Below are 26,093 nucleotides of genomic sequence, written 5' to 3'. Positions count from 1 at the left end.
AATATGTTAATTCGGTATAAAAAGGCGTTTGAAAAGATCGCAATGGGATTATTATCTTTCATGCCAAATGAAAAGGATTTGAAGAAGCTTCAACAGACGATGAAGCAATACGAAACTGAAGACAATTGGCAGCTCTTTTTATGGAAAGAAGAGGACATAGTAGGCTTGATTGGAGTCTTCAAGACAGATAGTACATTAGAGATTCAGCATATATCAGTAAACCCATCCCATCGCCATGAAGGAATTGGGAAATCAATGGTGAAGCAGTTAAGAGACATGCATTCAGAGTATGAAGTGAAGCCGAATTCAGACACCGCTTCATTTTTTGAGAAGTGTGATGAGATTGAAGAAGAAGTAAAGGACGAGAAGCAATAAAGAGGACGGCCACCTTGCTTAATAGGTGGTCAGCCTCTTTTTTTTCGTTCTAATGCATTTTTACGCTCCAAAATCACTTCTGTACGGTCTCGTAAGGAATGACGATGAATGAGATCATTATTCGTTAAATCACTTGGAGAACACCATGAGTACCCATTGTCCTTACACAGTGATTGAACTTGCTTAAGGAGAGAAGTCTCCGTGAGGGGAATATTTATGCTCTTATAGGGCTGATTTGTACTTAGTTCATGGCCGGTATCAACAAGCATGTCTTGGAGTTCAGCTGCATGGATTCCTAAGTGAGAGAGTTGTTCCTGATTCACCTCAATATTTTGGATGGCTTTCTTAAATGTTCGGGCTGCTCCAGGAAGATTACCTCTTCTGTAATGGTAAAAACCTACAGCTATCTGGATTAACCCCACCCAGTGGGAAGAGCGGTTCTTAGGGTCCACTTCTTTCCAATATTCTTCTAACACTTCATGACATTCGAAGTAATCACGATTTCCGTGGAAATACATTAAGAATTCTATATAAGGTTTAGGATAAACCATGTGATACCTCCTTTCATATTTTGAGTGTCTGAGTATTTAAAGTGTAGCACATTCTACGTCTTTGCTAAAACGACAGGTACATACTATATAAACAAAAACTTTCTATTGGAGAATAGTGGTCAATCTACTATACTATTAAGTAGCTATCAGGAATGACTGTAATTAGAAATTTGGTGATAAAGTGGAATACAATGTGAAAATTGACGCTTTTGAAGGTCCACTAGACCTTCTTTTGCATCTGATTAACTCGTTGGAAATTGATATATATGATATTCCTATGGCTCAAATTACTGAGCAATATATGTTATATGTACATACGATGAAGAATTTGCAGCTTGATGTTGCCAGTGAATACTTAGTAATGGCTGCTACGTTATTAGCCATTAAAAGTAAAATGCTTCTACCGAAACATGATGAAGGACTTCTAAACGATGAGATTGAATTTGAAGAGGAAGATCCACGTGACGAATTAGTTGAACGATTGATTGAATATCGTAAATTTAAAGAAGCGGCAAATGAGCTGAAGCATCGTGAGGAAGAACGGGGACAAGTGTATACGAAGCCTCCAAGTGATCTTTCGGAATTCACTGAAGAAGTTGATTTGAAGAATAGTGAAGTTCAAGTGTCTTTATATGATATGTTAGGAGCTTTTCATAAATTATTAAGGCGTAAGAAGCTGCAAAGACCCGTTCAAACCAGAATTACCAGACAGGAAATATCCATTGAGAAAAGAATGAATGACATTCTTCATAGTTTACGGAATATCAAAGTGCGTACATCATTTACAAGTCTTTTCCCAACCGATAATAAAGAACATCTCGTAGTTACTTTCCTTGCTGTGCTGGAATTAATGAAGCGGAAGCAAATCATTGTCAATCAAGAAAAAAACTTCACAGAAATATTTGTTGAAGCAGGAGAGGAGGTAGGACTTGTTGAATAGCAGTAATTGGAAGGGGATACTGGAAAGCTTATTGTTTGCAGCCGGAGATGAAGGTCTTTCACTCAAGCAAGTCTGTTCCGTATTGGAAATCGGGGAGCAGGAAGCGATGGATGTCATTGAAGAGTTAAAGATGGATTATGAAAAGGATGTCAATCGTGGAATTTATATGATTGAGATAGCTGATACCTTTCAATTAGTTACCAAAAAAAGCAACGCCGATTATTTAAAGAAATTGGTTGAGTCACCAAATGTAAGCTTTTTATCTCAAGCAGCTCTTGAAACACTGGCGATTGTTGCTTATAAGCAGCCTATCACCAGGATGGAGATCGAACAAATCAGAGGTGTTAAAACCGAACGTCCCATTCAGACCCTGACGTCAAAAGGGCTGGTCAAGGAAGTTGGTAGGGCAGAAGGTACGGGTCGTGCCTATTTGTTTGGTACGACGAAAGAATTTCTGGACTATTTCGGACTAAAGAGAATAGATGAACTTCCACCCTTGCCTGAGAATATAGAAGACGAATTCATGCAGGATGAAGCGGATTTATTCTTTGAGAAATTTCAGGAAACGATGGATTCGAAAGATTAGGATAAAATCATATGTAGATAGTGAATAGGCAGGAACTCGGCTATATGATTGGAGGTCCTGCCTGTTTTCATGAGTCCATCGTTCTGAAAATTTTGACGAAATAGAATTTTCAGAACGATGGATTGATAAAATGGAACTAGCAGGGGAAATATGGAGGGGAATAGATGAACGATTTTATTGTGAAAACTCAGGTGCAAGACATACAACCCTTTCTTGAAAATACGATTATTAAATTTGAAGGCTATTTAAATACCGTTACCATACAAGATCTATTAGAGGGGAAACATGGAGATAAAGCTTATTACGAAGGGCTGCTTTCAAATTTAAGAAGACTTCTTGTCTATTGTGAAGAAGGACTGGATGCTTGTACAATCATTGTTCAAACTGAACCCTTCCAGAAGCTGGTTGCCGAAAGAATCCTTTATAAAATCTATCATAAATGCATAGAGGAATATTATTCCCCGCGATATAATCTATGGTTTGAAGATCGTCGTATTACCTATCCCGATCGCAGTGCAATCCGGTTTCGACAAGAACCTCCCGGCTGCTTCGCTGCCTTATTAAGAGGTGTGGAAGGAGAGTTTCATAGCATTCGGGAGGAATTAATCGAATTCGAGGTCGAGTATCGAAACCAAAAGCTGCAATCCAAAGAATAGAACATGGAAAACACAGCTGAAAGACTCAGCTGTGTTTTTGTGTGTTTCAGTTTTTTCAAGTTGTACTGTGTTGGCATTTCCAGATTTTCATTCATATTACCCCTTGTCCTGCATAAACTTGTACAAACACGTTAGAACCAAAGGAGTAGATGGGTGTGAATCTAAAGAAAGTGAAATTTTACATAAATTATTTCCTTATCTTTACTTTATTGTTTGTAGTCGTTTCCAATGAAGTTCAGGCCGCACCTTCTGTCAGTTCACAGCGGGCAATTTTAATGGATCAGGAGACGGGGAGGATTCTTTATGAAAAGGATGCTCACAGTCAAAGTCGAATTGCCAGTATTACAAAGATTATGACAGCAATTCTGGCAGTCGAATCCGGAAAGATGGGTAAGGAAGTAACGGTTTCTTCGAATGCAGCTGGTACGGAAGGGTCTTCGCTATACTTAAAAGCGGGGGAGAAGATAAAGCTGGAAGATCTGGTGTATGGGCTTATGCTAAGATCCGGGAATGATGCAGCGGTTGCCATAGCAGAATATGTGGGCGGAAGTCTGGACGGATTTGTTTATATGATGAATGAAAAGGCGAATGAAATCGGAATGGAAAATACTCATTTTTCCAATCCCCATGGTCTTGATGATCATGAGGACCACTATTCAACTGCGTATGATATGGCAGTACTAACGAGATATTCAATGGAGAACGAATTATACAAGAAGATTGCAGGAACTAAGGTTCATACTGCGCCAAATCCAGAAGAAAAATGGGATCGTAAGTGGAAGAACAAAAATAGATTATTAACAGAATTATATAAACATAGTACGGGTGGGAAAACCGGTTACACAAAACGAGCCAAAAGAACGCTTGTGTCCACAGCTTCTAAGGATGGAGAGAATCTCATTGCCGTTACACTCAATGGTCCCGATGATTGGAATGATCATATTGGAATGTTTGAATTCGGGTTTAAGCAATATGATTATAGGATCGTCCTGGAAAAAGGAACGATTGATAAAATGGATGACGAAATATACAAAGATCATGCCTATCTTAAACGTGAATCCGTCCTTACCCTTCAAGATGGTGAAGTGGATGATGTGAAGGTAGAGTATAAAATGTTAAAGCCTAAAGAGGAATGGTTAAAGAATAAAAATGTACCTGAAGTAGTAGGAAAGGCTGTCGTGTATTTAGAAGACGTAGAAGTAGACACTCTTCCCATTTTCTTTAAAACAAAGGGTAAAACAGAAGAAGAAAAAAGCTGGTGGAAGTTCTGGACATACTCCTTCGAGTCCTTTATAGGAGTCCGGGATCATGGTTAATCTCATTTGGGTCGGGATGACCATCATCGGTTTAGTATTCGCCATTATAAATGGGAAAATGGAAGAAGTAAACGAAGCCATTTTCACATCTGCCAATGAAGCCGTTACCCTCTGTATAGGATTGGTCAGCGTATTGGTGTTTTGGTTGGGAATCATGAGGATTGCTCAAGAAGCGGGTTTATTGGATAAACTGGCCAGGCTGTTCAGACCCTTTGTCACCAGGTTGTTTCCTGAAGTGCCGGATAATCATCCTGCTATGGGATATATATTATCAAATATGATGGCCAATATGTTTGGCCTTGGAAACGCAGCAACACCTCTCGGGATCAAAGCGATGGAGCAATTAAAGGACCTTAATGGAGGAAAAGACTATGCCAGCAGGTCGATGATTACATTCTTAGCGATCAATACGTCAAGCCTTACCATCATTCCCACAACGGTCATTGCGATCCGGATGAAATATGATTCAGCTTCTCCAACTGAAATTGTAGGACCAACCTTAATTGCCACAATGCTATCGACCATCGGAGCCATACTGATAGACCGTTATTTTCATTACAGACGTACTCGTCGTGAGGTGAAATAGATGCAATGGATATCCACCATTTCATTATGGTTAATCCCTATTATGATTGGCTTCATATTGATCTATGGCACCCTTAAAAAGGTACCAACGTATGAAGTGTTTGTAGATGGGGGAAAAGAAGGCATTAAAATTGCCGTATCGATCATTCCTTTCCTCATTGGAATGCTTGTGGCGATTACCATTTTTAGAGAATCAGGAGCACTTGAGTTCTTTGTGAATCTCATCCGTCCGGGATTGCTTGCACTTGGTATACCGCCTGAAATTGTGCCACTTGCCATTATCAGGCCCATTTCAGGAACAGCTGCCCTTGGTATGATGAGTGATATTGTCGCTACCCACGGGCCAGATTCCTTTATCGGAAGACTTGCATCAACCTTACAGGGAAGTACCGATACGACCCTTTACGTATTGACCGTGTACTTCGGGGCAGTAGGGATACGTAAGATGGGAGACGCGCTGAAGGTCGGATTACTAGCCGACGTCATCGGAATCGTAGCCGCCATCTTCATCGTCACGATTATGTTTTAAGGATTGGCATCTATTAATAATGGAAACAATGAGGTATAAAGAAATCGACTGAAAAGGTCGATTTTTCTTTATACCTTTCTATTTTGCCTGGATTGTGTAATAATTCATGAAGACAAATGTATTGAAAATTAAATGAGGTGAAATACCGTGGAACGATTACAAAAGGTTATTGCTCATAGTGGAGTAGCGTCTCGACGAAAAGCTGAGCAATTAATTATAGAGGGTAAAGTAAAGGTCAATGGTGTAGTAGTGAAGGAATTGGGAACAAAGGTCTCTAATTCAGATAGAGTTGAAGTGACAGGGATTCAGATTGAAAGAGAAAACAAAGTATATTATATGCTTTACAAGCCAAGAGGGGTTATTTCGGCTGTGGCTGACGACAAAGAGCGTCAAGTTGTAACGGACTTCTTCCCTGAAATCCAAGAAAGAATCTATCCTGTAGGAAGACTGGACTATGAGACGTCAGGTATTCTTCTTTTAACCAATGACGGAGACTTCGCTAACTCCCTGATGCATCCAAGTAACGAAATTGAAAAAACATACGTAGCAAGATTAAAAGGCATCCCGCCTAAATTTAAAATCAGAGAACTTGAAAAAGGGATTAAACTGGAGGACGGCATGACTGCTCCTGCAAAAGTGAAAGTGTTAAGTATTGATAAGAAACAAGGGAAATCCATCGTAGAAATCACCATTCATGAGGGCAGAAACCGTCAAGTGCGCAGGATGTTCGAAGCGATTGGGTATCCGGTACAAAAGCTGAAACGGGAAAGATATGCATTCCTGTCTCTCCATGGCTTGAACGCAGGAGAAGGAAGAGAACTTACTCCGCATGAAGTGAAACAGCTGAGAACACTGGCTGAAACAGGAAATATCCGATAAAGAATAGGTTGGAAAGTGTCACATATCCTTCATATAATTTACACTATCTCTAAAGTGATAAATGATATAATGGGAAAGGAATTTTACCCTGAAATCCAAGGGATATTTCCCTGCTTATTATGAAGGAATGGACATTACATTATGGCAGGGACTGATCTCATAAGGGTATTCTTATGACATCAGGCCCTTTGCTACTGTAAAGAGAGAAAAATCATTTCCATTCTTGAGAACGATTTCAATATGGGAGGCACACGTACATGAATAAGAAAAAACGCAGATTACTCATCCGGACAATTATTCTCATTGTGCTGACTTCTGCGGTTGCATATACTCTGTATGCAAACTTTACGAAGGATGAAAGAGGGAGGTTAAAGGTGGGAGATCAAGCGCCTGACTTTGTATTACAAGATATGGAAGGGAATAAACATCGTTTGTCCGACTATGAGGGCCAAGGGGTATTCCTGAATTTCTGGGGAACATGGTGCAAACCATGTGAAAGAGAGATGCCATATATGAATAATCAATATGAAAAATATAAAGATCAAGGTGTACACATATTGGCAGTCAATGTGGGAGAATCAGATTTCCTTATCAATCGATTCGTGTCTAAACACGGGTTGGAGTTCCCTATTTTAGTAGACCAAGAAGAGGAAGTTCAAAATGCGTACGGTATAGATCCGTTACCGACTACATTCCTCATTAACCCTCAAGGTGAAATTGAAAAAATCATTACAGGTACGATGTCAGAAAACGATATCATAGAAGATTTAGAGAGCATCAAGCCTTAGCTCAGCAGTTTAACTTGATATAAGGAGTTTTAACATGAAAGAAATCAAATGTGAATGCGGTCATGTAAATCCTAACGGTACCGTTTTATGCGAATCCTGTGGACGGGCTTTAACGGATGAAGCGAAGAATGAGAAGCTTCATGACATGCGTTATGAGGGTAGTGCAAGGCGTTCCCAAACGTATAACAGATCGATTATCGACAAGATTTGGAATTTCTTTTCATCTGTTAAGGTTGGCGTATGGTTAATTGTCATCACACTTATCGCCTCTGCAGTCGGCACGATTTTGCCCCAGGAACAATATATTCCGAATGGACAGCCAGCAAATGAGTACTATGAAGATGTATACGGCTTTTTTGGAGAGTTATATTACACGTTAGGTTTCCATGATTTATATAGTTCATGGTGGTATCTACTATTAATCGCATCGATTGGAGTTTCCCTCGTGATTTGTAGTCTTGACCGGGTAATTCCCCTCTATCGTGCCCTCAAGAATCAACGTGTTTCCAGACATGTTGGTTTCCTGAAGCGCCAACGAATCTATGGGAAAACAGAATTGGTCGACATCAATGACTCTATAAGTAAAATAAAAGAAAAATTAACACAAAAAAAATATAAGATCCGTGAAGAGGACGGCAACATCCTTGCAGAGAAAAATCGTTTTTCTAGATGGGGTCCCTATGTGAATCATATCGGTCTCATCATCTTCCTATTCGGGGGTATGTTAAGATTCGTTCCTGGAATGTATATTGATGAAACCGTGTGGATCCGTGAAGGTGAGACGAGAGCCGTTCCTGGTACGAAACAAGAATATTACTTAGAAAATAAAGGGTTTACGTTAGAGACATACGATAAAGAAAAAGACAAAGAAGTGTTTGGGGAAGCCATTGATAAGAATGGAACCATCGCCAAGAATTTCCAGTCTGACGTGGTACTGTATAAAGAATCCGGAGATAAACTTCCAGGACAAACGGCTGACCGGGAAGTGGAAAAAGAGGATTCGATCAAAGTAAATCATCCTTTGAAATTTGGAAACTTTGCCGTATACCAAACAAGCTACAAGCTGGATGAATTTAAATCAATGTCCTTTACATTTGATAATAAAGGGTCTGGGGAGAGCTTCGGCAAATTCACCGTCGATCTATTCGATCCTCAAGATACCTATGCATTTGAAGAAGGTTATAAAGTAGAATTGATGGGATATTATCCTGATTTCTCTGGATTTAATGAACAAGGGGAGCCGCAAACCAAGTCTCCTTTACCGAATAATCCTGCATTCCTTTTCAAATTGTTCTCGCCTGAGAAGCCCGATGGTGAAGTGAGCTTTGTAGGGATCCAGCAAAACCTGGAACCGCTTGGTGACAATGAATATAAATTGTCATTTGCAGGTGTGGAGACAAGAGATGTATCTGCTTTAACCGTTCATAAGGACCTCACTCTTTGGATCTTAGCCGTTGGTGGAGCCATCTTTATGATAGGTGTCGTACAAGGTGCTTATTGGCACCACCGAAGAATCTGGATCAGGCGGAGTGAAGATGGAGTCATCGTAGCCGGCCATACGAATAAAAACTGGCATGGATTAAAAAATGAAATCAACTTCGTTTTGGAAGGTACTGGAATACAGGAACCTGAAGATCAACAACAAAAGGACGAAGCAAGGAGGAATGAAGATGTCAACGCTAACAATGGCAGCGTGGAGTAGTAATTTACTCTATGTATCCTTCATGATGTATTTGATTGCTACGTTGTTTTTTGGTGGGAGCATTCGCCAAAAAAATACAACTGAAACGAATCAACAAAAGTGGGGATTAATTGGGATAGTTTTAACCCTTATTGGATTTGCCGCTCAAATAGGTTACTTCTTTTTAAGATGGGGAGCAGCAGGACACGCTCCGGTAAGTAATTTGTTTGAATTTACAACCTTTTTCGGAATGATGCTTGTCGGAGCCTTTATCATTCTTTACTTTATGTATAAGACAACGATACTTGGAGTCATTGCGTTACCATTTGCACTTTTGGTGATCGCCTATGCCAGTATGTTTCCTAAAGACATTAGCCCATTGATTCCTGCTCTTCAAAGTGATTGGTTGAAAATCCACGTCACAACTGTTTCAGCAGGGGAAGCGATTTTATCCATCAGTTTTGTGGCAGGGTTAATCTACTTATTGAAATCAGTGCAACATACAAAAGGAAGCAAGCAATCGTTTTGGCTTGAAACCGTCATGTATTCTTTAGTTGTCGTATTAGGGTTTGTAGTGGCATCAACTGCCTTTACCCTGGGGAATTACGAAGCGAACTTTCAATATGTAAATCAAGAAGGGACAGAAGCGGTTTCTGAATACACACTCCCGGCTCTTGTCGGACCGAATGAAGGCCGACTATTAACCGACAACGTAATGGAGCCGCTTGTAGAAATGCCAGCCCTTATTAACGCTAAGAAACTAAATACCGTTATTTGGTCGTTTCTGATTGGAACAGGTATTTATCTACTATTACGTTTAATCTTCAGAAAGCGTATTGCTGCAAAATTACAGCCATTGGTGAAAAATGTGAATCTGGATCTAATGGACGAAATTGGTTATCGCTCCGTTTTAATCGGTTTTCCAGTCTTTACACTTGGCGGACTCATCTTCGCCATGATTTGGGCGCAAATTGCCTGGACGCGATTCTGGGGTTGGGACCCTAAAGAAGTGTGGGCATTAATTACATTCTTATTTTATGCAGCCTTTCTGCACCTACGCCTATCTAAAGGATGGCACGGTGAGAAATCTGCGTGGTTAGCCGTGATCGGGGTTGCCATTATTCTTTTCAACCTGGTGGCCGTTAACCTTATTATCGCAGGGTTGCATTCATATGCTTAAATAATGAACGGGAGGGAGCTGACGATAGTGAGAATGATATTCTCTTTGAGTCAGCTTCTTTTTTCATATAAAATATAGGATAATATGGTTTAATTAGACAAAAGGGGGATATTACCCATGGAGGAAAACATTAGAATTTTAGTTGTTGATGATGAAGACCGGATTCGTAGACTTTTAAAAATGTATCTTGAAAGAGAAAACTATGAAATTGATGAAGCAGAGAATGGAGAAGAAGCATTAGCGCTTTCTCTCGAGAATAATTACGACTGTATCTTACTGGATATCATGATGCCGGGGATGGATGGGATCGAAGTATGTCAGCATCTTCGTGAAAAGAAAGCGACTCCCGTGATCATGCTCACTGCTAAAGGAGAAGAAGTGAACAGAGTGCAAGGGTTCGAAGTTGGAACAGACGACTACATAGTGAAACCTTTTTCTCCTCGCGAAGTGGTTTTGAGAGTGAAAGCGCTATTAAGACGTTCTTCAAAGACGAGCTTTATTCAAACAGACGCGAAGACGAAGGACCTGATCGTTTATCCTCATCTTACCATCGATAATGATGCCCACCGGGTAACTGCTGATGGAAAAGATGTGAACCTGACACCGAAGGAATACGAATTGTTATATTTCCTTGCCAAAGCTCCAGACAAAGTGTTTGACCGTGAGCACCTGCTCAAGGAAGTATGGCATTATGAATTTTTCGGAGACCTGCGCACAGTTGATACTCATGTAAAGCGATTAAGAGAAAAACTGAATAAAGTTTCTGAGATGGCTGCAAAAATGATTGTGACCGTATGGGGAGTAGGATACAAATTCGAGGTAACCAATGAATGAGGCTCTGGCGTAGTGTTGTAGGAAAGCTATGGCTAACGATCCTGCTCTTAGTTTCCTTTGTGTTATTTATCCTTACGATTCTTTTACTGGAATTCTTTCAAAACTATCACGTCGATGTGGTTGAAAAAGAATTAACCCATACGGCTGAAAAAGTGGCGAGGGTCATTCAGAATCATAAAGACTTGGAGCTCGGGATGGAACTGGGTAAAGAAATCATTGATGACCCGATAAACATCATTATCTCCTTAGATCAAAATGAGTCACTTTATTCACAGGATTCTACAGAATTTCAAAAGAATATTCACGACTATATTTCAGAAGATGAACAACTTCAATCAGTGAAAACAAAAGAAATTACCGTCAAGAAAGAGATTGAATTATCCTCGGAAATGTCATCGAACCGTTATGAAAACGTCATTATTGTCGGGACGCCCTTGCATATCAATGAAGAAGATGGAGCTGTGTATCTCTATCAGTCTCTTGGTGTTATTAAAGATACTACTCGTCAAACAACGAAACTGATTTTGCTTGCTGCCGGGATTGCCTTTATTTTAACAACCATTTTTGCTTTCTTCCTTTCTACGCGTATCACCGCACCATTAAGGAAAATGCGGGAAGCAGCCTTTGAGGTAGCAAAGGGTAAATTTGATACAAAGGTTCCGATTTTGACGAAGGATGAAATCGGTGAACTTGCAACAGGGTTTAACCAAATGGGTAGGCAGTTAAAGTTTCACATTAACGCACTGAGCCAGGAGAAAGAGCAGCTTTCCTCGATATTAAGCAGTATGGCTGATGGCGTCATCACCTTTAATCGGGACGGCACGATCTTAATTACCAATCCGCCGGCGGATAGATTCCTGCAGCATTGGTATTATGAGCAAAGCGAAAGCAGTGAGGAAGCCATCCCTACTACTGTAAAAGAATTATTACAAAGCGTGGTCGTGACAGAAATGGAACAGACCGGTGAACTGAGTCTGCAAGGACGTTCGTATGTGGTGATTATCAGTCCTCTTTACAACAACAACAACATCAGAGGAGCAGTGGCGGTCGTCCGCGATATGACAGAAGAGCGAAGATTGGATAAGCTTCGGAAAGATTTTATTGCAAATGTATCCCATGAACTCCGTACGCCAATCTCTATGCTTCAAGGATATAGCGAAGCGATCGTTGATGATATTGCTGAAACTGAAGAAGAAAAGAAAGAGATAGCCCGAATTATTTATGATGAATCATTGCGCATGGGCCGTTTGGTCAATGACCTTCTGGATTTGGCTCGTATGGAGGCGGGGCATATCACTCTTAATAAAGACGTAATAGGTATCATGCCTTTCACCGAAAGAGTGACCAATAAATTTATTGGACTGGCCAAAGAAAAAAAGGTCTCCATATTCTTTGAAAGTGATGTAGGGATCAAAAATGAAATTCATATGGACCCGGACAGAATCGAACAAGTATTAACCAATCTAATTGATAATGCTTTAAGACATACTCCTACAGGCGGGGAAGTAACGGTATCCCTGACGGAAAGCAAGGGCGGTTATTTGTTTCACGTAAAAGACACGGGTTCAGGAATTCCTGAAGAAGATCTTCCTTTTGTATTTGAGCGATTCTATAAAGCAGATAAAGCCAGGACAAGAGGGAAGTCAGGCACAGGTCTTGGCTTAGCAATCGCGAAGAACATTATTGAGTCCCATAAAGGTCATATTCAAGTGCAAAGTAAAGTCGATCAAGGGACAACCTTCACTTTCTTTCTTCCTATTTAGCCAAGAATCGATGGTATCCATAGAAACTTGACGATTTTTCTTGTTACATGGGAAACATTCTTTATTTTTTGGCTGCTCGTAGAAAACGTTGTTGAAAAAGTGATAAAAATAAATAGGAATAACTGGAGAAGTCAACAGGGGGAAAAGCACCCTGTTGGCTTTTTATTTGTAGAGAATCTTGTGAATAAAGTCTTTCCTTTTTACCGGTTAAATACTATATTGATAGTGTGTAACTTTTTCACATAAAAAACGACTAATAAATTGACGGGGAGGGGAACAAGTGGACTCCGTTTTTGAGAAATTATACTCTGATTATCATCAAGATGTATTTCAATTTCTAATATATATGGTACAGAATAAGCAGCAGGCTGAAGACCTGGTGCAGGAAGTATATATCCGGGTGCTTAAATCTCATGAGCGTTTTGAAGGCAAAAGCTCAGAAAGAACATGGCTTTTTTCGATTGCAAAAAATGTAGCCATTGATCATTTTAGAAAACAAAAGAATTGGAAGAATCGAATATTGGATAAATTCGATTGGAGCCGAAACGATGTGACAGACGACGTGGCACTCCCGGAAGAAATTGCCGTTGCGAAGGAAGAAATTAAAGTATTGTACGAGTGCTTAAAACAATGTTCGACGGATTATCGAATGGTGATTATTATGCGATATTTACAAGAACTTTCAATCGCTGAAACATCTGAAGTTTTAGGCTGGACTGAAAGTAAAGTGAAAACGACCCAGCATAGAGCCATCAAATGGTTAAGAATTGAAATGAATCAACGGCTACAAAAGGGGGAAAGAGACATTGAAGCAGTCAGAATGGAAAGATCGTGATATAGAGGACCTTGTCAAAAAGCTTCCTCGAATCAAAGATGATCGAACTCCTCAATCAATTTACGCAAGGATGGAGCGTCAGAACAAAAAGAGATTCTTTGCTTTAAACCGTTTAATTCCAACAGTCGCTGCGCTGGCAGCCATATTCATTATGGTTATGCTTGCTCCAACCGTATTAAATCAATTCAATGAAAATAGTATGGGAAAGTCTGAAATGAAATCCGAATCATCTGGCAGGGACATAACAGTGAAAAAGGCAGAAGAATCAGAGGGAAGTTCCGAAATGGTTCAAGACTCTGACAAGGAGCAAATTACGACTGAAAACGAGAATAATCAGCTAAGTATGGCTGAGTCTGAAAAAAGCCTTAAACCGCTTACAGAAGACAGATTATCTCTATATGAAGAAGACTTGGAAGGAAAGGACTACTATTCCTATGGACTTGTTTCTCCCGAAGCGGTACCTGTTCCCGTCTCGGTAGTCGACGACCCGGCAGAAGATGAAGAAAGCTGGTTGGCCCGACACGAACAACTTGCCGGTGTATTACCTGAAGGAAGCTGGGGAATGGAAGACTTTCTTCCCCTGAAAGGAAAATTCACCCTTGAAGACCGCAAAGTCATCTTCACTCTGGATGCAGATCATTCGTATAGTGGGAGTAGTTCGGTGGAATACGCTTTTTATCATTCTCTACTTTACTCATTTCAACATCAGGATTTAAACGAAGTGGTTCTTCAAGAACAAGACGGGTCAGTTCCGCAATTCAGTTCTACCGGGGAATTCTCAAAAGTCGATCTAACAGAAGAGGTTCATACGGCATATTTTCTATATTCACCAAATGGTAGAGAACGCTTCCTTGTGCCGGATAACATAAACAGAGGAAATGTCAAAGAGTCCATTCAAGCAATGAAAAGATCCGACAAAAACCTTTTCCAAAGTGTGATTCCGAAAAACATCAATATTAGTGTTTCAGATTCAGATGACTATTTAACCATTAACTTCTTAAATGAATTGGATATTGAAACCTTAGATAAGGACACAGCTCTGGAGATGATAGAAGGTTTATTGCTGACAAGCAAAAGCTCCGGTTATGAAAGGGTTTTATTTGAAAATATTAAGCAGGAAAGCTGGAATGGATTCGAGTTCAACGAACCAATTGAGACACCGATCAGCCCGAATAAGAAAAGCTTAGAAAATTAGATGTGATGGAAAGACTGGAAGCGGGGAAGTAATCCGTTTCTGGTCTTTTTTTATGTGTAACTCCGGCGACTAGAGGCTCGAGGTCATAAGTCAAACATGCCAAAAAGGCAAAGGACGCCTTTTCGGCATGTTCGACTTATGCTTGTCGCCTCTGACCAAGCCGCCTCCGCATTTGTGTCATCCAGCTCCGGCGGCCAGCCCCTCGAGGTCATATGCTAAATTGGCCAAGAAGGCAAAGGACGCCTTCCAGGCCAATTCATCTTATGCTTGTCGGGGCTGACCAAGCCGCCTCCGCTTTTGGGATGTCTAGCTGCGCCTCCTAGTCCCTCGAGGTCACTTTGGAAAAATGGCATAAGGCAAAGTACGCCTTTTGCCATTTTCCCAAAGTGCTTGTCGGGCCTGATCAGTCGGCTCCGCATTTCCGTGTATATTTATCTCAAACTTAGACAAACTACTCAAAGGAAAATTATCTCATTCTGTTATGAATATTGAAGGGGGCATGTACATATAGTGGGGAGTGCATGAAATGAAGGTGAGAAGGCAAGAATGGTTTAATGCGTGAAAAGGTAGCGGTAGTGTCGCTTCAGTCGGGAAGAAATAAAGGTATTGCGTCAAATGGGTAAGGAGGACAAGCATGGTTTTGGATTATGTTAGAAGGTTATTAATCGTATTTCTGTTAGCGTTGTGTGTGAGCTTTATGTTCTTTACTGGAAAGATAGCGAAAGCAGAGACGAATGAGATCGCGGAAGAAACGGTATCCTGGACATTTCCAGTTGAAGGGGTGATAACCGACTCGTATGGGACAAGGTCAGGTACACATAAAGGTATGGACATAGGAGGAGATATCGGTTCTCCTGTTTATTCAGTAGCTAAAGGTAAAGTCACTAAATCCTATCTTTCTGCAAGCTACGGCCATGTAGTATTTATTAGGCACGATAACGGATACGAAACCGTTTATGCTCATCTTGAAAACCGGTTTGTAGAAGAAAATCAAGAGGTGGGTCAAGGTGAACAGCTTGGAAGTTTAGGAAACACAGGCAGGTCGACAGGAGCCCACTTGCATTTTGAAGTTCATAGGGGGAAATGGACGATCGATAAGGAGAATGCAATCGATCCCTATATGGTATTTGGACAAGGTCAGGTTGGGCAGCTTGTGTTTGCTCAGGAGAAAGATCCTTTTCAGGCAGTGGATGTTTCCGGAACACCTGAAAGCACCCATGGTGTAAGCTCTGCAGAAGAAGTTCAATCTAATGAAAAACAGGTAAGTCATATCGTACATAAAGGGGAGACCCTCTGGGGGATTTCTCAGCAATACAATATATCTGTGGAGGATATTAAGAGTGCCAATGAGTTAAATGACACCAATTTGGTGGTTAACCAGTCTTTAGACATCCCTCAATCAGCAGGGAGTAGGTATGTAGTGAAACAAGGAGACACCTTATACTCCATTTCAGTCGCACAAGGAATTGATGTGAATGAATTGGTGGCTTGGAACGGATTGGATCTTAAGACGCCTATCTATCCGCAGCAAGTTTTAAAGCTGCAATAATAGATGTGTAAACTTTATAGAATCAGGTTAATCAAATTTATTTCGAATTCGAACTTTTTCCTTCACATAATCCCCATCCTTATGTATAATGAGAATGTATAAAAAAATAAAGATTCGTCTTCGGGGCAGGGTGAAATTCCCTACCGGCGGTGATGAAACATTTGTTTCTAAGCCCGCGAGCCTTTTGGGGCAGGATTTGGTGCGATTCCAAAGCCGACAGTATAGTCTGGATGGGAGAAGATGAGGGTTTATGCCAAAACGTTTAGAAAAAGGGAAGCTAGACGTTTATTCGGGTATGCCTTATCATTCTCCTAGATATACGTATCTAGGGGTTTTTTAATGCTACCTTTGGCTTGAGCTATCTTCGATATGAGATGAATCTCCTAAAGGAGAGAGGTTTTATGAGAAAAATGAATACGCGCATGTTTGTAACGGTTGGTATGTTAAGTGCCATATCCTATGTGTTGATGTTGTTTAACTTCCCGATTCCACCATTTCCAAAGTTTTTAATGGTAGATTTTAGTGACGTTCCTGCGTTAATTGCAACTGTGACATTAGGTCCTCTGGCAGGGATATTAGTTGAATTATTTAAAAATGTAATTGACTACATTATGACAGGAAGCGATACCGGCGTCCCAATTGGTCATGTAGCCAATTTTATGGCGGGAGTACTTTTAATTCTACCGACATATTATATTTATTCACGCTTTCAATCTAAAAAAGGACTGTTGATTGGTCTCATCACAGGTACTGTGGTCATGAGTATTAGCATGGGGATTCTTAATTATTTTGTGTTCCTGCCTGCTTATAAATACTTTATGAATTTTGAGCTTCCAGCTGAAATAATCATTACAGGAATTGTCCCATTCAACATTTTAAAAGGAATTTTAGTAACAACGGTCTTCATCTTACTATTTGTCCGCCTTCAAGGCTGGTTATCAAGACAGGTAGCCCTGAACAAAGCGGCATAGAGCTAATATAAATCGTAAACCCCTCAATCACAATTGAGGGGTTTTTCTAATATTTTCAATGTAAAAAGAAAAAGCTAAGGAGAATTTCTCCTTAGCTTTTGTGATTACTATTCAAACTTAAGTGCGTCTCCATCAAAAGGTTCGTCAGCTACTTTAATGGAATCAGTAGGACAACCTTCAAATGCATCAATCATATCATCTTCCAATACGTCAGGAACTTCAACCGTTCCTTGGTTATCGTCTAATGTTACAAATGCAATACCTTCATCATCATAGTCGTAAATATCTGGAGCAGCAGCCCCGCACGCTCCACATGCAATGCATGTATCCTTGTCAACGATCGTATATTTTGGCAAAGAAAAAACCTCCCGAGTAAATAATTCTATATAATTCATCATTATACACAATGTAAGTTTGTGAAAAATCACTTAATGTTTATTTTATAGAGGATTGTATAACTTTTCAATAGTTAGGTGGTTTCTTTTTATTTTTATCCTATATATGAAAAACAAAACATGGTTAAACAACAAATTCATGGTACAATATTTGACAATAACCTACATGTTAAGGAGTAGAGAATTGACCTATCTTAATTATGTGATTTTATATTGTCTCTTGCAAATAAATGGAGAGCGTTCAATTTACTCTGTTTTTCATATCTTAAAAGGAAAAAAATCCTCCCAGTCGATCCAGGATGCCCATATCTTTTATTTGCAGCCGTTTTTCCTTTCTTTACCTAAGCTTAAACGAGCGTACTTTAATCAGAAGGTAAAGGAATTAGAGAAAGTGGGGTATGTCATTGTCGACGAAAGTGGGAAAGCGACTGTGACCACTGATGGTATGATTTCTGTCAAAAATGATTTTCAAGGTGACTCATTTCCATCAAATATGAATGGACTCGTTTACGGTGATCAAACGGTTCTGTTTTGGAAAAGATTAAGCCTCCTTGTTCAAGTTCTTTCGAACGGGAAACAGCAGGAAACGCTCTATTTTCCTGTGCAACGCAACAAAAATGTTCAAGATTGGGTGAAGGGCTGCCTAAAAGCGAACCCTAATATCGATAATTTATCTTCCGCTCTATATAAGGAGCTGCACAGCCTGTTAACCAGGCTATCCCAAACCTTGGATCCCAACATCCTTGTTTTCCGCTTAACTGGATACAAGGATTATGGATGGACAGAACTGCAGGTTTCGGAGAAATTAAATATGCATCAAGAAGAATTCCGTTTTAAATTTCTTAATTTAGTACACGGTATGTTATCAGAATTAGAAAAGGAATGTTCAACTTACCCTATACTATATTCCATCGGCTTAAAAAGTGATCAACAGCAAAACCTGACAATTTCTACAAGTAAAACATATGAGTTGTATCAAAAAGGGCATACAATCGAAGAGATCTCACGTATACGTGATTTAAAAATAAACACCATTGAAGATCACGTGATCGAATTAATTTTAACACAGAAAGAATTTACCATTGAGCCGTTTATTTCTCAAGAAGAATATCAGAATGTATTGATGGTGATGAAAGACGCGAAAACCAAAAGGCTGAAACCGATTAAAGAAAAGCTTCCTCATTTATCTTATTTTCAAATTCGGGTAGCGATCGCAAAGGCAGGTGAGAACCGTGAAGTTGCAACAAGAGCTTAAAAAGAGATTTGGCTATTCTTCTTTTAGAAAAGGACAGAAGGAAATCATTCAATCCGTCCTGGATAGACGAGATACGGTGGCGATGCTCCCTACAGGAACCGGTAAGTCTCTGTGCTATCAATTGCCCGGATATCTAATGAGGGGACAAGTGTTAATCGTTTCTCCTCTTCTGTCATTAATGCAGGATCAAGTGGAACAGATGAAAATAATGGGAGAAAAAAGGGTGATCGCACTTAATTCATTTTTACCCTATATGGAGAGAAAAGCGGCTCTTGAGCAATTACATCTATACAAGTTCATCTTCATATCACCAGAAATGGTCATGAATCCCGGTATCATCTCATCCCTTCAAAGATTAGATATATCCCTGTTCGTCACGGATGAAGCTCATTGTATTTCGCAATGGGGTCCTGATTTCAGGCCGGATTACTTGAAGCTGGGAGAGCTTAAAGACAAGCTTGGGAATCCAACCACATTGGCGTTAACGGCCACTGCTACTGAAGAAGTAAGGAAGGACATTAGAGAAGTGCTTCAAATGGATGAAGCAGTAGAAAAAGTCTACTCAGTAGATCGTGAAAATATAGGTTTGTTTGTCGAGAATGTCACGAATCATAACGAAAAGCTGGATTCCCTTCTAGAATGCATTACAAAATGGGATGGACCGGGAATAATCTATTTTTCAAGTAAACGAATGGCAGAAGACGTTTCTTTTTGGCTAGGGGAGAACGGTGTAACAGGTGTCGCTCATTATCATGGTGGGATGGAGCAGGAAGATCGGATTTTAATTCAGCAGCAATTTCTATCCAACAAGCTAAGGATCATATGTGCCACTTCAGCCTTTGGAATGGGTGTAAATAAAGAAAATATCCGATTTGTCATTCATTTTCATTTCTCTTCAAGTATAGAAGCGTTTCTACAAGAAATCGGAAGAGCTGGACGGGATGGAGAAGGTAGTGTGTCTGTCGTGTTATACTCTGAACAAGACCTTTCGATCCCTTTGCAGCTTATTCAAAGTGAATTACCTGAAGACGCACAGATACAAGGATATGTAAAGGAAGGCAGACAGGGTCAGACAAAAGAGATAGTCGATCTGTTGCAACTGTCAGAGGTTCAATATCGATTTCTTACTTATTATGCAGATGAGCTGACTCAAGGACAGGCACTTAATGATGATAGATTGATAGAAAAAATGAAACAAATACGGAACAATCGTTTACAATACAAGAAGGACAAACTGATTTCAATGATCGAGTGGATACAGGTCAGCTCTTGCAGAAGAGAGAGACTCCTTCATTATTTCGACGAAGTGCTTCAAAAGGAGAATAGTTTCTGCTGCGATCAATGCGGTTATACTCTTAAGGATTTCAAGAGTCAACCTTTTACCGCTGTCGCCCCAATAGAAACATCATGGGAAAAAAGGTTGGAAAAATTATTATTAGGATAAGTGGTAACGATGCAGAAACAAGGGGAAATCATACAACAGCTTACCAAGAAGCAGTTAACATTTCATTTGTATTTTACTCAAATTTTACTATTAACGATTGCCTTGGGATTAGGTATATTTTTATTTGATACATGGTCTGAATTTTGGAAACAGTTCTATATGTCCTCATCTATTTTTACAATTGGACTAACAAGCGGCTTAATTATTGTGGCCATCGACATCATATTAATGAAGCATTTACCGAGTAGATACTACGATGATGGCGGGGTGAATGCACGAATATTTACGAATAGAAGTATTGGAGAAATTGCTTTACTGGCTTTTTTCATTAGCATAAGTGAAGAAATATTATTCAGAGGTGTACTGCAATTTCACTTTGGCTTAATTATTTCAAGCATTATATTTGCTCTCATTCATTTCAGGTATTGGGCTCACTGGTTTTTAATTGTTAATATTGTCCTGCTTAGCTTTTGGATCGGTTTCATTTATGAACAAACAGAGAATTTATTGGTAACAATCATTATGCACTTTGTTATCGATTTCTTACTAGGTTTACACATGCGTAAGAAAGGAAGACAAGGGAGTAAAGAAGGGATGTCTCATGAGTAAAGACCCATATCGAGATCAGGCAGCGAGATTAAAGCAAAAAATTGAACGAGTCCCAGCGGAAGTGCCAGACAAAAAAAGAGAGACTCTCCCAGCCAGAAGTGAGCTGCATAGAGAGAAAAAGAAGAATAAGAACAAATTGAAAATGAAGTATCCATTGATTAGTATGCTGCTCTTATTTTTTATTCTTTTGCCATTGACTGTGTTCAGCATTTATTCTTATTTCGATAATAGAAATGGTCCCCTGGTGGTCATGTCTGAAGATGTGGATGACGTGGAAGAGGTTCGCTACGATCAGGCAGATAGTGATAACGAAGAGAGTGACACAGAGTCTGATCCCAAAAAAGAAGATGAGCCTTCTACAGGTGACAATAAACAAGAACCGGCTAAAGAGGCTGCTTCTTCTAATGCAGGTAAGGAACAACAAGCCCCATCTTCTCCACCCGCTAATCAAGAAACGGTAGAGGAAAAGCCGGAAGTAGAAGTAAAAGAGGAAACAAAGGAAGAACAGCCAATGTACAAGATCGTATATCACACGGTACAACCTCAGGAAACACTCTTCCGAATTGCGATGAAATACTACAATTCACAATCAGGAGTTGACCGTATCAAAGAGTGGAATCATATTCAAGATAATGAAATTCAGACAGGACAAGTATTGGAAATTCCGTTAGACCAATAAAAAAGCACTCTCCCCACATCAGTTGGGGTGAGTGCCTTTTTTGTCTTCGATTATCATTTACAATTCCTTTGCAACAATTTTTAATAATATTTACATTGATTTATTAGAAGGGTTACAAACTGAAAATATAATAAAGTTGACAGTACTTTTAAGACAAAGAAGGGGTTGGTCTGGTGGACAGAATGATTACGCGATTTCGAAAAGTAGATGATTTGTTGTTTTACAGAATTAATGGCAGTAAACAGCTGTATCGTTCATTCTTCGGTATTGTTACTCATTTGGGAGGAGCGAGGCTTACGGTAGCCTCCATTCTGATCCTGTTTTTCTTGAGCCAGTACTATACATCTATGAAGAAAACCGTAACGGTCGCAATGATCTCATTATGTATCAGTCATATTTTTATGACCATCATTAAGAAATTGGTAAAAAGAATCCGTCCTTATCTATCATTACCAAATGCGATGGTTCACGGCTATGAATTTAAAGACCATTCATTTCCGTCTGGTCACTCAACCGCAATATTTGCCATTTCGATTCCTTTTATGATTCAGTATCCGGCAACGATTCTGATCCTATTTCCATTAAGTTGGTTGGTTGGATATTCAAGAGTAGTTCTGGGGGTCCATTATCCTTCAGATGTACTGGCAGGAGCATTCCTTGCATTTGCTACCACTTTAATGGTTCTATTGTTTATCTGATAAACCCATAGACTTTACAGATTGCACGGCAATTACAAAGGGGGAAGTGTACATGCGAGTTGCATTGTTTTCTGATACTTATCATCCTCAAGTGAACGGAGTAGCAAGAACGTTGAAAAGGTTGACGAATCATTATGAGAAAAGAGGGATTGAATACAAAGTTTTTGTTCCCGATCCTCAAGAGAAAAAGGGATCCTACCCAAATGTACACTCCTTCACAAGTTTTCCTTTTTTCTTTTACCCCGAATGCAGAACAGCTATCGCCAATCCTAAAACGATTGAAAAGCAATTGAAAGATTTTTCCCCCACCCTGATTCATGTAACCACACCTCTTACTATGGGCCTGTATGGGGTCCGTGGGGCAAAGAAAATGAATCTTCCCCTTGCAGCCTCTTATCACACCCATTTTGATCTGTATCTGAATTATTACAAAATGATGTGGGTGAACCCATTATTGTGGAAATACATGAAATGGTTTTATTCACAGGCAGATCGCATTTTTGTACCCTCTAATGAAACGAAACTTCATTTAGAAAAGCAGGGTTTTACCGACTTATCCATATGGGGCAGGGGAGTCGATTGTCAAACCTATTCCCCTGAAAGGCGCAGTTCTGAACTAAGGAAGAAATACAATGTTGACAAGAAATACATCCTCCTGTATGTTGGCAGGTTGGCGCCTGAAAAGGACTTAGATACACTTGAGAAAACCATTCAGCATCTTCCCCAAAAATTAAAAGATCAGGTTCAGTGGGTTATTGTAGGAGATGGACCCATGAAAAATGAACTTATGGAAAAAACTAAACTGGAAGATGTAGTTTTTACGGGTTATGTAACAGGAGATGAATTGGCGGAAGTGTATGCATCCTCTGACCTGTTCGTTTTCCCCTCTGCTTCAGAGACGTTTGGTAATGTGGTATTGGAAGCGCTCGCATCCGGTTTACCAGCTGTAGTGGCTGATAAAGGGGGAGTGACGAATATCGTTGATCATGATCAAACAGGAAGAATAGCTGAAGCTCATCAATATCCTTCATTTATTCACCATATCGAGGAAATATTACAAGAAGACCGCCTACCCGATATGAAACGAAAAGCTCTTCAAATAGCTGAAGAACAATCCTGGGATACCATCTTTGATCAACTCATTGTGGAATTCCGTGAAATAATCTTTTACCGCAATCAGAGACAAATGTTTGGGTGAAGATACAATTCGTCCTTTCTTATAGATGTGTAAGGGATCTGAAAAAGGTCCTTTTTTTATTCTACTATTCTATCTATATGGACAAGTTCATAAACTATAGGGAAGGGAAGGAGAGAATGGTAATGAATCATGCTGGAAACGATTTTGGCGAATGGACGGATCATGCCACCGGGCAGATGCTACATAATTTAATAGACAAAAAACAAAAGTTCGATAAAGCCAAAGTGATACACCTCTATAGCTTATGGGCAGCACTGTTTGCTTCCTTCTTTTTTCTCTATTATGTGACGAAATTTGTTCTTGGACCTTATTCTTATTCATTTGCAGAGATGTTTTCTGTATTTGTGTCCAGCTCTTTTCATTTATTTATTACCATGCTGTTGGTTGGACTCTGGGGTGCTACGAAAATCTTATATGAAAAAAAAGAGAAAAAAGAAAAAGAATATCATGCATTAAGGTGTGAAATCATTGATCGAAGTAAAGATTTATGGAAAGAAGAAGCGTGGAAAAAAAGGCATCAAGTGTATGAAAAAATGAAAAAAGAATGGGATATTAACTTATTTCATGGAAGTAAGTGAGATAAAATGCAAGCACTAAAAAACGAGTCCATGGGATACTCGTTTTTTGGTGCTTAGTTTTATAGGATTGGCCCATTCTCCCTTTGCTCGATGAAATGAGCCAACTCTACATTCCCATTCATTAAAAGAACACCTTTTTATCTCTTTCGTCCTTAAGTATTTCAACTGCTTCACGGAAGCGTTGGGAGTGTACGATTTCACGCTCCCTTAAAAACCGCAAGCCATCATTTAAATCCGGATCGTCACTCATATTAATGATCCACTGATAGGTAGCCCTTGCTTTCTCTTCAGCTGCGATATCCTCATATAAATCAGCGATCGGATCACCTTTAGCCGCTATATACGATGTAGTAAACGGCACACCCGCAGCATTGTGATAGAAGATCGCTCCATCATGATTGACATAATGAGGGTCAAGTCCAGCGTCCTTCATCTGCTGGGGAGTTGCATCTTTGATTAATTTATAAACCATTGTGGCGATCATTTCCAAGTGAGCAAATTCCTCCGTCCCAATATCCGTTAACAATCCGATGACTTTGTCCGGGATGGTATAGCGTTGATTGAGATACCTCAGGGCAGCGGCAAGTTCTCCATCTGCACCACCATATTGCTCAATCAGAAATTTAGCCAATTTAGGATTGCATGTACTCACTCTAACAGGATATTGAAGCTTTTTCTCATAAACCCACATTGTCATGCACCTCCTTATTTTTTTATACTTGCCATGGCCACGGAGCGTCCTTCCAGTCCCAAGGGTAATTGGAATAGCTATATCCATAGTTGGTCAGAGGACCAAATTCCTTTTCAAATTTCTTTTTAATTTGTTTTCGGGTTTTAATGTACATATTATATTGAGAGATTGCATCATAATCTTCTGGGTGTGTATCGAGATATAGCGTAAGATCGAGAATCACGAAATCAACCGCTTGTAACTCTTCCAGCACTTCATAATAATGGGGGGGAAGCTGTTTCATGTCAGTTTACTCTCCCTTCATCTTTTCATAGGGACTATAGTAGGGATCATAAAACACTTTCCAAAGAGTGCCTTTTTGTAGCGCTTCTTTTGGTGAATATTGCTCCAAGTTGGGAGGCTGAAAACCTAAGTAAAGGTTTGGAGGAGTTGAATAAACCTTACGGGTGATCGGCTTACATGGATCGAATGGACTTACATATGGATAATAAGCTTTATAAAATTCATGCATGATAATCCCTCCTTTAAAGTAAATCCTTCGTAACAACATATGAAATAAATAAATAGAACATGTTAAATAATTAAAATTCATAATTATGAAGGGAAATCCTTTGAAAATGTTGAATACTAAAAAGGTAGGATATTAATAATGAGGTGGTCAAATGTTTGTTAAAAGTGCCATGATACCGAAACACAAATGCTACGTGGTAGATGAAAATGATTCAATCGAAAAGACCCTAACAGTACTGGAGCATCATAAAATTGATGGAGTACCGGTCCTGGCGAATGATGAATATAAAGGGGTAGCAACTCGTTACAATATCTATCAGAGCTTCTTTCTTTCAGGAATGGATAAAGAAGCCTTTCTCAAGGAGAGAAAGGTGCGTGATATTATTGCAGATTCCGACAAATATATAACAGAAAAAGATGTATTTGAAAATGCTTTGGTCGAATTAAAGGATTCCCCGATTCTCCCTGTCGTAGGGGCAAATAAAAAATTCCTTGGCCTGATTACCCGCTTTGATGTACTCGATCAATTCAGAAGTGCATTCGGGATGGACCAGAAGGGAGTCCGCATCGCCTTTTCTTCTGTAGAAACAGAAGGAAGGATTGCCCGCCTTGGGGATATCATTCAGCAGTACTCGGAATCGGTCATATCCCTTGTAACCTTTGATGAAACCGATAAATTATTGCGACGTATCGTACTAAAGGTAGAAAAGAAGGATAATATGGATAAATTCCTTCATAAGTTAGAGAAATCAGGGTTCCGTATCCTGGATATTCAAGAAGATGAATAATTGACGGAAACCCTGTATGAAAAAAAATCCCTCTC

Annotated in this window: 30 protein-coding genes and 1 riboswitch; of the genes, 25 read left to right on the top strand and 5 right to left on the bottom strand. The window is 39.7% G+C overall.

The annotated features are described in order from the left end of the window. The first annotated feature begins 3 nt into the window (after positions 1 to 3). Positions 4 to 375, top strand: a complete 372-nt coding sequence (locus AAEM60_RS14440) for a GNAT family N-acetyltransferase (RefSeq protein WP_299738105.1) — start codon at positions 4 to 6, stop codon at positions 373 to 375. A gap of 29 nt (positions 376 to 404) precedes the next feature. On the opposite strand, the gene AAEM60_RS14435 is transcribed toward AAEM60_RS14440, so the two are convergent. Continuing rightward, positions 405 to 926, bottom strand: coding sequence for a DUF309 domain-containing protein (locus AAEM60_RS14435; RefSeq protein ID WP_299738102.1), 522 nt, complete (start codon positions 924 to 926; stop codon positions 405 to 407). 181 nt (positions 927 to 1,107) lie between these two features. Here AAEM60_RS14435 and AAEM60_RS14430 point away from each other — a divergent pair, with 181 nt between their 5' ends. The 16 genes from AAEM60_RS14430 to AAEM60_RS14355 all read left to right on the top strand — a co-directional run bounded on the left by AAEM60_RS14430 (position 1,108) and on the right by AAEM60_RS14355 (position 17,213). Beyond that, the gene (locus tag AAEM60_RS14430; RefSeq protein WP_299738099.1) at positions 1,108 to 1,866 is read left to right on the top strand and encodes a segregation/condensation protein A; all 759 of its coding nucleotides are present in this window, start codon (positions 1,108 to 1,110) and stop codon (positions 1,864 to 1,866) included. Then, complete coding sequence (scpB, locus tag AAEM60_RS14425; protein ID WP_299738097.1) at positions 1,859 to 2,452, top strand: SMC-Scp complex subunit ScpB; 594 nt, start codon at positions 1,859 to 1,861, stop codon at positions 2,450 to 2,452. Before AAEM60_RS14430 ends, scpB begins: the two co-directional genes overlap by 8 nt. Positions 2,453 to 2,616: 164 nt before the next feature. Continuing rightward, positions 2,617 to 3,108, top strand: a complete 492-nt coding sequence (locus AAEM60_RS14420) for a DUF3907 family protein (protein ID WP_341356559.1) — start codon at positions 2,617 to 2,619, stop codon at positions 3,106 to 3,108. Positions 3,109 to 3,263: 155 nt separating this feature from the next. Beyond that, a complete protein-coding gene (locus AAEM60_RS14415) occupies positions 3,264 to 4,424 on the top strand; it encodes a D-alanyl-D-alanine carboxypeptidase family protein (RefSeq protein WP_341356558.1) in 1,161 nt (386 codons plus the stop codon). After that, on the top strand, positions 4,417 to 5,010 hold the full coding sequence (locus AAEM60_RS14410) for a nucleoside recognition domain-containing protein (RefSeq protein ID WP_299738090.1): 594 nt from the start codon (positions 4,417 to 4,419) through the stop codon (positions 5,008 to 5,010). Before AAEM60_RS14415 ends, AAEM60_RS14410 begins: the two co-directional genes overlap by 8 nt. Then, positions 5,011 to 5,538, top strand: coding sequence for a spore maturation protein (locus tag AAEM60_RS14405; RefSeq protein WP_341356557.1), 528 nt, complete (start codon positions 5,011 to 5,013; stop codon positions 5,536 to 5,538). Positions 5,539 to 5,685: 147 nt separating this feature from the next. Next, positions 5,686 to 6,417, top strand: coding sequence for a pseudouridine synthase (locus tag AAEM60_RS14400; protein ID WP_299738086.1), 732 nt, complete (start codon positions 5,686 to 5,688; stop codon positions 6,415 to 6,417). 257 nt (positions 6,418 to 6,674) lie between these two features. Then, positions 6,675 to 7,205, top strand: a complete 531-nt coding sequence (locus AAEM60_RS14395) for a thiol-disulfide oxidoreductase ResA (protein WP_341356556.1) — start codon at positions 6,675 to 6,677, stop codon at positions 7,203 to 7,205. A gap of 34 nt (positions 7,206 to 7,239) precedes the next feature. Next, positions 7,240 to 8,907: a cytochrome c biogenesis protein ResB gene (locus AAEM60_RS14390; protein WP_299738082.1), complete on the top strand. Its 1,668-nt coding sequence runs from the start codon at positions 7,240 to 7,242 to the stop codon at positions 8,905 to 8,907. Continuing rightward, positions 8,891 to 10,066, top strand: coding sequence for a c-type cytochrome biogenesis protein CcsB (gene ccsB, locus AAEM60_RS14385; protein ID WP_299739588.1), 1,176 nt, complete (start codon positions 8,891 to 8,893; stop codon positions 10,064 to 10,066). The genes AAEM60_RS14390 and ccsB overlap by 17 nt, the downstream gene beginning before the upstream one ends. 117 nt (positions 10,067 to 10,183) lie before the next feature. Next, positions 10,184 to 10,900 carry a response regulator transcription factor gene (locus AAEM60_RS14380; RefSeq protein WP_299738080.1) on the top strand — a complete coding sequence of 239 codons (717 nt, stop codon included), beginning with the start codon at positions 10,184 to 10,186 and terminating at the stop codon, positions 10,898 to 10,900. Next, positions 10,897 to 12,663, top strand: a complete 1,767-nt coding sequence (locus tag AAEM60_RS14375) for an ATP-binding protein (protein ID WP_341356555.1) — start codon at positions 10,897 to 10,899, stop codon at positions 12,661 to 12,663. The genes AAEM60_RS14380 and AAEM60_RS14375 overlap by 4 nt, the downstream gene beginning before the upstream one ends. 280 nt (positions 12,664 to 12,943) lie before the next feature. After that, the gene (sigX, locus tag AAEM60_RS14370) at positions 12,944 to 13,498 is read left to right on the top strand and encodes an RNA polymerase sigma factor SigX (RefSeq protein WP_299738076.1); all 555 of its coding nucleotides are present in this window, start codon (positions 12,944 to 12,946) and stop codon (positions 13,496 to 13,498) included. Further along, entirely contained in the window at positions 13,470 to 14,693 is a 1,224-nt protein-coding gene (locus tag AAEM60_RS14365; protein ID WP_299738074.1) for a hypothetical protein, read from the top strand. Before sigX ends, AAEM60_RS14365 begins: the two co-directional genes overlap by 29 nt. Positions 14,694 to 15,327: 634 nt before the next feature. Continuing rightward, a complete protein-coding gene (locus AAEM60_RS14360) occupies positions 15,328 to 16,242 on the top strand; it encodes a peptidoglycan DD-metalloendopeptidase family protein (RefSeq protein ID WP_299738072.1) in 915 nt (304 codons plus the stop codon). A gap of 112 nt (positions 16,243 to 16,354) precedes the next feature. Further along, positions 16,355 to 16,488, top strand: a riboswitch (FMN riboswitch). Positions 16,489 to 16,643: 155 nt separating this feature from the next. Further along, complete coding sequence (locus AAEM60_RS14355; RefSeq protein ID WP_299738070.1) at positions 16,644 to 17,213, top strand: ECF transporter S component; 570 nt, start codon at positions 16,644 to 16,646, stop codon at positions 17,211 to 17,213. A gap of 107 nt (positions 17,214 to 17,320) precedes the next feature. Here the strand turns inward: AAEM60_RS14355 and AAEM60_RS14350 are convergent, their stop codons facing one another. Further along, complete coding sequence (locus AAEM60_RS14350) at positions 17,321 to 17,569, bottom strand: ferredoxin (protein WP_032087848.1); 249 nt, start codon at positions 17,567 to 17,569, stop codon at positions 17,321 to 17,323. A gap of 223 nt (positions 17,570 to 17,792) precedes the next feature. On the opposite strand from AAEM60_RS14350, the gene AAEM60_RS14345 reads away from it, so the two are divergent. From AAEM60_RS14345 to AAEM60_RS14315, 7 genes are all read left to right on the top strand, one after another. Continuing rightward, positions 17,793 to 18,863, top strand: a complete 1,071-nt coding sequence (locus tag AAEM60_RS14345) for a helix-turn-helix domain-containing protein (protein ID WP_341356554.1) — start codon at positions 17,793 to 17,795, stop codon at positions 18,861 to 18,863. Next, positions 18,841 to 20,307 (top strand): ATP-dependent DNA helicase RecQ, encoded by a 1,467-nt coding sequence (locus AAEM60_RS14340; protein WP_341356553.1) that lies wholly within the window; start codon positions 18,841 to 18,843, stop codon positions 20,305 to 20,307. The genes AAEM60_RS14345 and AAEM60_RS14340 overlap by 23 nt, the downstream gene beginning before the upstream one ends. Before the next feature lie 9 nt (positions 20,308 to 20,316). Beyond that, a complete protein-coding gene (locus AAEM60_RS14335) occupies positions 20,317 to 20,916 on the top strand; it encodes a CPBP family intramembrane glutamic endopeptidase (protein ID WP_341356552.1) in 600 nt (199 codons plus the stop codon). Further along, the gene (locus AAEM60_RS14330; protein WP_341356551.1) at positions 20,909 to 21,595 is read left to right on the top strand and encodes a LysM peptidoglycan-binding domain-containing protein; all 687 of its coding nucleotides are present in this window, start codon (positions 20,909 to 20,911) and stop codon (positions 21,593 to 21,595) included. The genes AAEM60_RS14335 and AAEM60_RS14330 overlap by 8 nt, the downstream gene beginning before the upstream one ends. A gap of 182 nt (positions 21,596 to 21,777) precedes the next feature. Further along, the gene (locus AAEM60_RS14325; protein ID WP_299739586.1) at positions 21,778 to 22,293 is read left to right on the top strand and encodes a phosphatase PAP2 family protein; all 516 of its coding nucleotides are present in this window, start codon (positions 21,778 to 21,780) and stop codon (positions 22,291 to 22,293) included. A 52-nt stretch (positions 22,294 to 22,345) separates the two neighbouring features. Beyond that, on the top strand, positions 22,346 to 23,491 hold the full coding sequence (locus AAEM60_RS14320) for a glycosyltransferase family 1 protein (protein WP_341356550.1): 1,146 nt from the start codon (positions 22,346 to 22,348) through the stop codon (positions 23,489 to 23,491). 122 nt (positions 23,492 to 23,613) lie between these two features. Continuing rightward, positions 23,614 to 24,069, top strand: coding sequence for a DUF2663 family protein (locus AAEM60_RS14315; RefSeq protein WP_299738053.1), 456 nt, complete (start codon positions 23,614 to 23,616; stop codon positions 24,067 to 24,069). A gap of 121 nt (positions 24,070 to 24,190) precedes the next feature. Here AAEM60_RS14315 and AAEM60_RS14310 read toward each other — a convergent pair whose 3' ends face one another. From AAEM60_RS14310 to AAEM60_RS14300, 3 genes are read right to left on the bottom strand one after another with little or no spacing between them, the layout of a single operon-like run. Continuing rightward, a complete protein-coding gene (locus tag AAEM60_RS14310) occupies positions 24,191 to 24,760 on the bottom strand; it encodes a manganese catalase family protein (protein ID WP_299739584.1) in 570 nt (189 codons plus the stop codon). A gap of 22 nt (positions 24,761 to 24,782) precedes the next feature. Beyond that, positions 24,783 to 25,043: a spore coat protein CotJB gene (locus tag AAEM60_RS14305; protein ID WP_299738050.1), complete on the bottom strand. Its 261-nt coding sequence runs from the start codon at positions 25,041 to 25,043 to the stop codon at positions 24,783 to 24,785. 6 nt (positions 25,044 to 25,049) lie between these two features. Further along, positions 25,050 to 25,271 carry a spore coat associated protein CotJA gene (locus tag AAEM60_RS14300; RefSeq protein WP_044340146.1) on the bottom strand — a complete coding sequence of 74 codons (222 nt, stop codon included), beginning with the start codon at positions 25,269 to 25,271 and terminating at the stop codon, positions 25,050 to 25,052. A gap of 151 nt (positions 25,272 to 25,422) precedes the next feature. On the opposite strand from AAEM60_RS14300, the gene AAEM60_RS14295 reads away from it, so the two are divergent. After that, complete coding sequence (locus tag AAEM60_RS14295; RefSeq protein WP_299738045.1) at positions 25,423 to 26,058, top strand: CBS domain-containing protein; 636 nt, start codon at positions 25,423 to 25,425, stop codon at positions 26,056 to 26,058. Positions 26,059 to 26,093 lie beyond the last annotated feature (35 nt).

The sequence above is a fragment of the Rossellomorea sp. y25 genome, from assembly GCF_038049935.1.
Lineage (GTDB): Bacteria > Bacillota > Bacilli > Bacillales > Bacillaceae_B > Rossellomorea.
This window is presented reverse-complemented; position numbering and strand designations above follow the sequence as displayed.

What these genes read in the sequence shown, in the direction of transcription:
- AAEM60_RS14410 (WP_299738090.1), top strand. Translation starts at nt 4,417, where the DNA reads ATGGTTAATCTCATTTGGGTCGGGATGACCATCATCGGTTTAGTATTC.
- AAEM60_RS14435 (WP_299738102.1), bottom strand. Translation starts at nt 926, where the DNA reads ATGGTTTATCCTAAACCTTATATAGAATTCTTAATGTATTTCCACGGA.
- AAEM60_RS14295 (WP_299738045.1), top strand. Translation starts at nt 25,423, where the DNA reads ATGTTTGTTAAAAGTGCCATGATACCGAAACACAAATGCTACGTGGTA.
- AAEM60_RS14305 (WP_299738050.1), bottom strand. Translation starts at nt 25,043, where the DNA reads ATGAAACAGCTTCCCCCCCATTATTATGAAGTGCTGGAAGAGTTACAA.
- AAEM60_RS14395 (WP_341356556.1), top strand. Translation starts at nt 6,675, where the DNA reads ATGAATAAGAAAAAACGCAGATTACTCATCCGGACAATTATTCTCATT.
- AAEM60_RS14440 (WP_299738105.1), top strand. Translation starts at nt 4, where the DNA reads ATGTTAATTCGGTATAAAAAGGCGTTTGAAAAGATCGCAATGGGATTA.
- AAEM60_RS14375 (WP_341356555.1), top strand. Translation starts at nt 10,897, where the DNA reads ATGAGGCTCTGGCGTAGTGTTGTAGGAAAGCTATGGCTAACGATCCTG.
- AAEM60_RS14380 (WP_299738080.1), top strand. Translation starts at nt 10,184, where the DNA reads ATGGAGGAAAACATTAGAATTTTAGTTGTTGATGATGAAGACCGGATT.
- AAEM60_RS14355 (WP_299738070.1), top strand. Translation starts at nt 16,644, where the DNA reads ATGAGAAAAATGAATACGCGCATGTTTGTAACGGTTGGTATGTTAAGT.
- AAEM60_RS14310 (WP_299739584.1), bottom strand. Translation starts at nt 24,760, where the DNA reads ATGTGGGTTTATGAGAAAAAGCTTCAATATCCTGTTAGAGTGAGTACA.
- AAEM60_RS14390 (WP_299738082.1), top strand. Translation starts at nt 7,240, where the DNA reads ATGAAAGAAATCAAATGTGAATGCGGTCATGTAAATCCTAACGGTACC.
- AAEM60_RS14420 (WP_341356559.1), top strand. Translation starts at nt 2,617, where the DNA reads ATGAACGATTTTATTGTGAAAACTCAGGTGCAAGACATACAACCCTTT.
- AAEM60_RS14325 (WP_299739586.1), top strand. Translation starts at nt 21,778, where the DNA reads ATGATTACGCGATTTCGAAAAGTAGATGATTTGTTGTTTTACAGAATT.
- ccsB (WP_299739588.1), top strand. Translation starts at nt 8,891, where the DNA reads ATGGCAGCGTGGAGTAGTAATTTACTCTATGTATCCTTCATGATGTAT.
- AAEM60_RS14360 (WP_299738072.1), top strand. Translation starts at nt 15,328, where the DNA reads ATGGTTTTGGATTATGTTAGAAGGTTATTAATCGTATTTCTGTTAGCG.
- AAEM60_RS14330 (WP_341356551.1), top strand. Translation starts at nt 20,909, where the DNA reads ATGAGTAAAGACCCATATCGAGATCAGGCAGCGAGATTAAAGCAAAAA.
- AAEM60_RS14300 (WP_044340146.1), bottom strand. Translation starts at nt 25,271, where the DNA reads ATGCATGAATTTTATAAAGCTTATTATCCATATGTAAGTCCATTCGAT.
- AAEM60_RS14315 (WP_299738053.1), top strand. Translation starts at nt 23,614, where the DNA reads ATGAATCATGCTGGAAACGATTTTGGCGAATGGACGGATCATGCCACC.
- AAEM60_RS14320 (WP_341356550.1), top strand. Translation starts at nt 22,346, where the DNA reads ATGCGAGTTGCATTGTTTTCTGATACTTATCATCCTCAAGTGAACGGA.
- AAEM60_RS14405 (WP_341356557.1), top strand. Translation starts at nt 5,011, where the DNA reads ATGCAATGGATATCCACCATTTCATTATGGTTAATCCCTATTATGATT.
- AAEM60_RS14335 (WP_341356552.1), top strand. Translation starts at nt 20,317, where the DNA reads ATGCAGAAACAAGGGGAAATCATACAACAGCTTACCAAGAAGCAGTTA.